Here is a 6,983-nt window from a genome sequence, read left to right on the forward strand (position 1 = left end):
ATGGCACCGCTTGCGGCCATGCGGCCTCGTGCTCCGGGGCGGTGCACCCGAAGACCGTCTTGCATTCCGTCGCGGTGCGACGCGCTTAGCGGACCGGCGTGGGTGCCGGACCGGGCGAGAAATGCGCGTGCCAGCGCGCCACGCTTGCAATGATCGCCAGCTCGATCGCGAGCACCGCACCCTGGAGCAGCGCCTGCCGGCCATCGATGAACAACACGCTGAGGAACGTCACCAGTGTCGCCGATGCAGCCAAGCTCAGGCTGCCCCAGCGGAGCGCTGCCGCCCAATCGCGCTCCAGCACCACCCAGGCGATCCGCAGATGCCCCAGCCCGATCAACAGCTGCAGCAGCGCCAAGGACGGGATCGCGGCCTGGTAGACACCGCGCAGCAGGCTCTCCTGAAGGCCGCCGTCGATCAGCGCGCCGCCCAGCCCGTGCCGGCCGGGATAGAGATAGGGCAGCCCGAACAGCGCGCAGCCGATCTGCAGCGCCGCCATCGGCAGCAGCACCCCGATCGCCACAGCATAGCTGGTGAGGACAAACTGTCCTTCCTCAGCGGCGAACAGTCCACGCCCTGCTGCCATAAGGCACCCGAACGCGAACTGCACCGGCGCGCCTTCGGCGATTGCCGTGTCCAGCTCCGCTTCCATCGCCATGGCCCAGTCGCGCCTGCGCGCGCCGAGGCAAGCGGCGGCCAGGCGGAGCAGCGCGCGTGCGAACGATGCCTTCATGCCAGCGCTCCCTTGAACGATTGGCCCGGCGCACTGCCCGCGAGGTCGCGCGCGAGCGCGGCACCTGCCGAGGTCAGGCGGTAGGCGTGGCGGGCGGGTCGTCCGGGCTGGGCGGGCTCGCGCCACTCGGCCTCGACGAGCCCCTGCTCGGTCATCCGCATCAGCAGCGGATACAGCGTCCCGGACAACAGGCCGGTGGCCTTCATCAGGTCATAGCCATGTCGCCATTCGCCCTGCGTCTCCGAGAGCGCTTCGAGGAGGCGACACATCTGCTTCGAGGGCTTTCGATTCCGAACCATGGCATCATACCAACATATGTAGACTTAAGAGTCAAGCGCCCGCGCTGTGTTGCTCGGGTCAGCGGTTCTTACCCGAGCCCGTCGGCGCCGCGGTCGTCCGGACAAGGCGCATCGGCGGCCCGCCTTCGACGATCGTGAAACTTGCATAGTCCGTATCGAAGGCAATCACCACGCCGAGCGCCTTGGAGAAGAACCGCATCGGCGACAGCGCCATCAGCCGCTCCGGACTGGGCGCGCCCGCATCGGCGAACAATCCTTCAGGACGGGCTTCCAGGCGCACCGAAAGGCCGCCACCCTCGAACCGCCCCGCCGCCTTCGCCAGCACGGCAAGCGGGAGCTGCTGTTCCGGCACCGCGGGCGGCGCGATGTCCGTCCAGCCATATTCGGTCGCCACCGCGCGGACGACCTCGTCGATCAGCCGCCGGCCCTGCCCGCCATTGGTGAGCGCGACAATGCCCTCGCCCTTGCCGGCATAGGCGATCATGTACGACTGGAAGCCTTCGTTGACCCCATCATGTCCGAACCGTTCGGGCGCGGTGGTGTAGAGCTCGACGCCCAGTCCCCAATGGTCTTTGACCGGGCGCAGCATCGCCTGCGCCATTGCCGGGGACAGCCGATGGCCCTGTTGGCCGACGGCAGACGCCTGCAGGTCGATCAGCAGGCGCGCGAGATCGCCGGCGCTCGTCCACAGCCCGGCCGGCGCCAGCTCGGGATAGACGTGATAGTTGCCGGGGACCGGCTGGCCCGAGACATGGCCGAAGGCGATGTTTGCAAGGATGTCGACGGACGGCGGCTGCGCGAAAGCGCTCCGCGTCATGTGCAAGGGGCCGAGGAGTTCGCGCTGCGCGAGCTCGGCAAAGGGCAGGCCGGTCACATCCTGCAGGGCGAGTTGCGTGACGACATAGCCACCGCCGGAATATTGGAATTGCGCCCCCGCCGGCAGCACGCTGCGCACCGCCATGTTGTTGGCCGGCGCCGCGCCCTCCAGGATCTGCACCGTCGTCGGCAACGGCGCCCCAGGGAGATAGCCCTCGAAGCCATGTACGCCCAACCCCGCCGTGTGGCTCAGCAGTTGTCGCAGTGTGACACCCCGCGGGGCCAGTTGGGCGTCGCCGGGGAGGTGCCAGCTGTGAAAGGACAGGTTGATGTCGCTGTCGAGCGCCAGTTTGTGCTGCTCCACCATGCGGAGTGCGATAACGGCGGTGGCAACCTTGCTGATCGACGCCGCCTGGAAAGCCGTATCCGGCGTGACGGGCGCGCAGCTGACTGTATCCCGCACGCCCCAGCCGCGGGCCCAGTCGATCCGGCCCCGGTGGATGACCGCGATGCTGATCCCCGGTACGCCATAGAGGCGCATGCGCGCCGCCAGGCTGAACGGTCCTTCCCCCGGCGCACGCACCGGCGGCTTCAGGTTGGTCTCGACGGCGCGGGTATGGATGTTGCTGCGGCCACCTGCGGCGCCGTCCGGCATCGGGCAAGGTAATGACGAGGCTTGTGCGATGGCTGGCTCCGCGGCGGACGCGCCGGCCAGGAGCGCGAGCATCGCGGTCAGTGCGAAGGTCATTGTTGCATCTCCAGCGACGTCGATCGGCGGTACGGAGTGCCCGCCCAGAAGCTCACGCCGAACGCATCATATCAACATATGTAGACTTAGTGGTCAACGGCAGGGTCTTGAAAAATGGGACGCCGGGTCGACGGGGCCAGGGTACCCAGCCGCGCGATAGCTAGCGCCTCGGCCTTCTTCAGCCCCGCCATCTGCAGAACCGCGGGCACGGGATCGAGAGGAACCTGATCTAGGTAAGTCCGTTAACGAATACGGTCTTCGAAACGGCCGAGGGAAGGATGATGAGAGGCGCAGGCACCTTATGGTGCCGTCTGCCGCCAGGGAGACGGTAGGTTGCTTCAACGCCGCTCGGACCACTTGCAATTCCCAGCGAACAACGCCGTGGAGCCATTTCCGGCTGCTCGGGGCGCCCCCCTGTGCCACTTTCAACCCGGCGACCCTATTAGGAAGAGAATGCCCCGCGCATGACTGACGAAATCGACGGAGCGCTCTGCTTGGAAGAGGCTGAGCGGCACGAAGCACTGCAGGGCTTTGGGCTGGCAGACTTGATGGGTAGCGCCGATTTGACGCGCATTACCGATTTCGCATCGGCACTGTGTGCTTCTCCGATTGCGCTGGTGAGCGTCGTCGAAGGCGAGCGGCAGTGGTTTCCCGCGCGCACGGGGTTGGATGTCGGCGAGACACCGCGCGAGACCTCATTCTGCGCGCACGCCATGTTGGGTGCGGAAATCATGGTCGTTCCCGACGCTACGAAGGACCCGAGGTTCGTGGACAATCCGCTGGTGACCGGGGACCCGCATATCCGGTTCTACGCAGGGGCGCCGCTCATCTCGGAAGACCAGGTCCAGCTCGGCGCGCTGTGCGTCATCGATCGCGCGCCCCGCGCCGGGTTGACCCAGCTGCAGCGCGACGGCCTGACCCTGCTGGCCGCGAACATCATGGCGTTGCTGCATGCCCGGCGCGCGTCGCGCCGCACCGGCCGGGAGCTGGACGAGCAGGAAGCCAAGTTCCGGATTCTGGCGGATGCGATGCCGCAGATGGTCTGGTCGACCCGCCCGGACGGCTTTCACGACTATTACAACGCGCGCTGGTACGAATTCACCGGCGTGCCGGCAGGATCGACCGACGGGGAAGGATGGAACGGCATGTTCCACCCGGAGGATCAGCCAAGAGCCTGGGCTGCCTGGCGCCACTCGCTTGCAACCGGCGATCCTTATGAGATCGAATATCGCCTGAGAAACGCGGATGGCGCATATCGCTGGACGCTGGGCAGAGCGCTACCGATCCGCGACCGGGATGGCGCGATCACGCGCTGGTTCGGCACCTGCACCGATATCCACGATCAGAAGATGATCCAGGCGCAGCGGGAGGTCGTCGCGCACGAACTCAGCCACCGCATCAAAAATATTTTCGCGGTGATCAGCGGTCTGATCAGCTTCTCCACGCGCCACCATCCCCAGATCAAGCAGGCTGCCGACGAGTTGCGCGCGCGCATCCTGGCGCTGGGCCGGGCACATGACTTCGTGCGACCGCACAGCGAAGCATCGCGGCCCAGCGCCGTGCAGGACAGCCTTTCCGGAATGCTGGGCGAACTGCTGGACGCCTATGCGGGCCGCATTGTCCTTGTCGGCGACGATGCTACGATCGACGATCGCTCTGCGACGCCGCTCGCGCTTCTGTTTCACGAGCTCGCGACCAACGCGGCGAAATATGGGTCGCTGTCGTCTCCCGAAGGCAATGTGCAGATATCGATCATCTCCGCGGACACGCATGTCCGGATCGAGTGGCGGGAGCGCGGCGGGCCGCCGGTCAGCGCGCCGATCACCGATGGGTTCGGCACCAAGCTGATCGAGCTCAGCGCGATCAAGCAGTTGGGCGGCCGGATCGAACGCGAATGGGCTGCGGACGGTTTGCGGTTGAATCTCGAGCTGCCAGCCGCGGCGCTGCACCGGCAGCAGCGACCATCCTCTAGAGGCTGATCACATCCTGGTGTGTGGCGTCCGGCGTCTCCAGCTGCGCTGCGATCGCCGCCGCCGCTACGATTGCCTCTTCGGAGAACGGTTTTCGGATATAGCCGACAGCTGTCGGTGCTGGTCGGTCGATCTGGTTCGGATTGGCCGTGACATAGACAATCCGCACCCCGAACCGCTCCGCCAATTCGTGCGCAAGACCAGGGCCGGTCGGTCCGTCGCGCAGGTTGAGATCGACAAAGGCGACCTCCGCTGCCGCGGCGGCGGATAGCGCCTCGCCCTGATCCGCGGCGATCGCAACGACGGTGTAGCCGGCGTCCTGAAGAATCCGCTCGATCTCCATGGCAATGAAGATTTCGTCTTCGACGATGAGTACGGATTTCATGACATGGCCTTCATCTGCAGCAAAATGCTGCAACACCGTGGCCGTTCCCTGACAATCGCAGGTCACGCATGCACCGATCCGCGCCCAGGCTGATCTACACGGCGAGCATGGCAGCATGTGCTGGCCCAATGTTGCTGCAGGACACTGCACCGCCACTTCCGCTTCGGCCACGGATGCGGGTCGCGTCCAAGGCCGGAACCTACTCCCGCTACGATTATTTCGCTTATTGCGTTTAATGCGAATATCGGATAGCGGATCGGCCAACGGAGAGCCCCATGACCATGCCAGCCTTTGCCGAGGAACTCGGCAGTCGCCTGCCTTCCGCGAGCGAGAAGGCAGCGGCCAACCAGCTTCGTCAGATTCTGGCGTCGCACGCGTCGGGCGATGCGACCCTCAGGGTCCTGGACGATGACAAGACCTCGACCGAGATCACGCTGACCCCAGGCCTGTCGCGGCTGCTGATGGAGCTGCTGCGGCACGTCGGACGGGGGGACGCGGTGACGCTGGTGCCGGTCAGCCAGATGCTGACCACGCAGCAGGCGGCGGACATCCTGAACGTCTCGCGTCCCTTCTTCATTTCGTTGCTGGAGAAGGGCGATATCGCGTTCGACACCGTGGGCCGGCATCGTCGGATCAAGGCCGAGGATCTGTTCGCCTACAAGCGCGCGCGCGACGAAAAGCGCGGCAGCGCGCTATCAGCACTCGCCGAGTTGGACGCGGAGCACCTGTAGAATTGTTCGCCAACCGGTACACCGCGTTTATCGACGCCTGTACATTAGCGGGCACGCTCAAGCGCAACCTGTTGCTGACGCTTGCCGAGGCCGAGTTTTTCCGCGTCCGCTGGTCCGATCGGGTGATGGACGAAACCGAGGCGGCGATCGCCAGGATACTCGGCGGCAAGGGCGTGGCGGATGCCGAGTATCGTGCCGCGCGTGCAAGGTCGAGCATGGAAGCGGCGTTCGAAGATGCGGCCGTGGAGGAGTATGACGTCTTCCTGGGTGCGTGTGTCGGGTTGCCCGATCCGAACGATGCGCATGTCGTTGCCGCGGCGCTGAAGACTCAAGCGGCGACGATCGTTACCGAGAATCTGAAGGACTTCCCCGAGGCAATTCTTGCGGGCCTCAACGTGGAGGCCCGGTCGGCGGATCAGTTCATCGCCGACACCATTGCGCTCGATCCGGGCAGGGCCGTGGCGGCCATTCGACGAATGCGTGAGCGGTTCAAGCGTCCGGAGAAGACGGCCGAAGTGCTGCTGCTGGATATGGAAGCCGATGGGCTGACCGAGACCGTCGACGTGCTGCGGGCGCATGTGCTGTCGCTGTAATGGCGACCATGTCCGGTGGATCGCGGCGGTGAGGTGAAACGGTGGGCTCGGAGATCTTTCGATGGGCCGAGGCCGTTTCACCGCATAGGGTTGGTGCATTCGGACGTGTGGGAAAGGATCGTCAGGCTCGCGGGCTGACGGCGGCCTCCTGTGTCTTGAGGCTATCCAGCCATTCGGAGACGGCGGACTCGCGCCAGCCCATGCAGCGGGTGCTGATCTGGGTGTTCTTGGGGAAGGTGCCGGCTTCCATCTTTCGGTAGAGGGTGGAGCGGGTGAGGCCGGTCAGGGCGAGCACGGCCTTGACCGGAGGATGCGGTCTGGGTGTTGGGGCTGCATTGCGATCACCTTGCATCTTGTGAGGCTTGGTGGAGCGCTCCGATGCAAGATTGGCCCGAGTGGCAGGTCGGGAAAAGAGCCTGGTTGGGACCAGATGGGGCCACCTGGGGACTCCCGCCCCCCTATCGTCGAGCACGAAACGTCTGAGGTTCAAGGCGGGTATGCCAGGGCGTCTCACGCCTTCGGCGTGACCGCGCTCGCACGCCGCTGCACGGCGCCGAGTCGGCCTGGCCGTCTCGGCCCTTCGGGTTTTGATCGCTGACGCTGCCCGATTCTGCGGATCGGGCCGGCAGGTGCCGGCAGCGGAACGCGGGTGCGGTGCGCGCGCTGGCGCACGCCTTCAGCGACACCAGGGCGCGCCGGTTGTTGGTGCCC

At 65.8% G+C, this 6,983-nt stretch carries 8 protein-coding genes; 3 read left to right on the forward strand and 5 right to left on the reverse strand.

Annotated features, from left to right (window positions below; translation table 11 throughout):
- Positions 1-85 precede the first annotated feature (85 nt).
- The 3 genes from SAZ01S_RS20160 to SAZ01S_RS20170 all read right to left on the reverse strand — a co-directional run bounded on the left by SAZ01S_RS20160 (position 86) and on the right by SAZ01S_RS20170 (position 2,593).
- Positions 86-730 carry a hypothetical protein gene (locus SAZ01S_RS20160; protein WP_084584047.1) on the reverse strand — a complete coding sequence of 215 codons (645 nt, stop codon included), beginning with the start codon at positions 728-730 and terminating at the stop codon, positions 86-88.
- Complete coding sequence (locus SAZ01S_RS20165) at positions 727-999, reverse strand: PadR family transcriptional regulator (RefSeq protein WP_084584048.1); 273 nt, start codon at positions 997-999, stop codon at positions 727-729. The genes SAZ01S_RS20160 and SAZ01S_RS20165 overlap by 4 nt, the downstream gene beginning before the upstream one ends.
- Positions 1,000-1,087: 88 nt before the next feature.
- Positions 1,088-2,593: a serine hydrolase domain-containing protein gene (locus SAZ01S_RS20170; RefSeq protein ID WP_084584049.1), complete on the reverse strand. Its 1,506-nt coding sequence runs from the start codon at positions 2,591-2,593 to the stop codon at positions 1,088-1,090.
- 464 nt (positions 2,594-3,057) lie between these two features.
- Between SAZ01S_RS20170 and SAZ01S_RS20175 the strand changes: the two genes are divergently transcribed.
- Positions 3,058-4,572: a sensor histidine kinase gene (locus SAZ01S_RS20175; protein ID WP_084584050.1), complete on the forward strand. Its 1,515-nt coding sequence runs from the start codon at positions 3,058-3,060 to the stop codon at positions 4,570-4,572.
- Here the strand turns inward: SAZ01S_RS20175 and SAZ01S_RS20180 are convergent.
- Positions 4,562-5,119, reverse strand: a complete 558-nt coding sequence (locus SAZ01S_RS20180; RefSeq protein ID WP_439951240.1) for a response regulator — start codon at positions 5,117-5,119, stop codon at positions 4,562-4,564. The genes SAZ01S_RS20175 and SAZ01S_RS20180 overlap by 11 nt on opposite strands.
- Before the next feature lie 104 nt (positions 5,120-5,223).
- On the opposite strand from SAZ01S_RS20180, the gene SAZ01S_RS20185 reads away from it, so the two are divergent.
- Positions 5,224-5,679: an excisionase family DNA-binding protein gene (locus SAZ01S_RS20185; RefSeq protein WP_084584052.1), complete on the forward strand. Its 456-nt coding sequence runs from the start codon at positions 5,224-5,226 to the stop codon at positions 5,677-5,679.
- 2 nt (positions 5,680-5,681) lie between these two features.
- Complete coding sequence (locus SAZ01S_RS20190; protein ID WP_084584053.1) at positions 5,682-6,272, forward strand: PIN domain-containing protein; 591 nt, start codon at positions 5,682-5,684, stop codon at positions 6,270-6,272.
- 121 nt (positions 6,273-6,393) lie between these two features.
- On the opposite strand, the gene SAZ01S_RS20195 is transcribed toward SAZ01S_RS20190, so the two are convergent.
- On the reverse strand, positions 6,394-6,624 hold the full coding sequence (locus SAZ01S_RS20195; protein ID WP_369688894.1) for a helix-turn-helix transcriptional regulator: 231 nt from the start codon (positions 6,622-6,624) through the stop codon (positions 6,394-6,396).
- Positions 6,625-6,983: the final 359 nt, after the last annotated feature.

This window comes from Sphingomonas azotifigens NBRC 15497, assembly GCF_002091475.1.
GTDB lineage: Bacteria > Pseudomonadota > Alphaproteobacteria > Sphingomonadales > Sphingomonadaceae > Sphingomonas > Sphingomonas azotifigens.

Excerpts from the sequence above, each read along its gene's own strand:
- SAZ01S_RS20195 (WP_369688894.1), bottom strand. The coding sequence starts at position 6,624 with ATGCAAGGTGATCGCAATGCAGCCCCAACACCCAGACCGCATCCTCCG.
- SAZ01S_RS20175 (WP_084584050.1), top strand. The coding sequence starts at position 3,058 with ATGACTGACGAAATCGACGGAGCGCTCTGCTTGGAAGAGGCTGAGCGG.
- SAZ01S_RS20185 (WP_084584052.1), top strand. The coding sequence starts at position 5,224 with ATGACCATGCCAGCCTTTGCCGAGGAACTCGGCAGTCGCCTGCCTTCC.
- SAZ01S_RS20165 (WP_084584048.1), bottom strand. The coding sequence starts at position 999 with ATGTGTCGCCTCCTCGAAGCGCTCTCGGAGACGCAGGGCGAATGGCGA.
- SAZ01S_RS20160 (WP_084584047.1), bottom strand. The coding sequence starts at position 730 with ATGAAGGCATCGTTCGCACGCGCGCTGCTCCGCCTGGCCGCCGCTTGC.
- SAZ01S_RS20170 (WP_084584049.1), bottom strand. The coding sequence starts at position 2,593 with ATGACCTTCGCACTGACCGCGATGCTCGCGCTCCTGGCCGGCGCGTCC.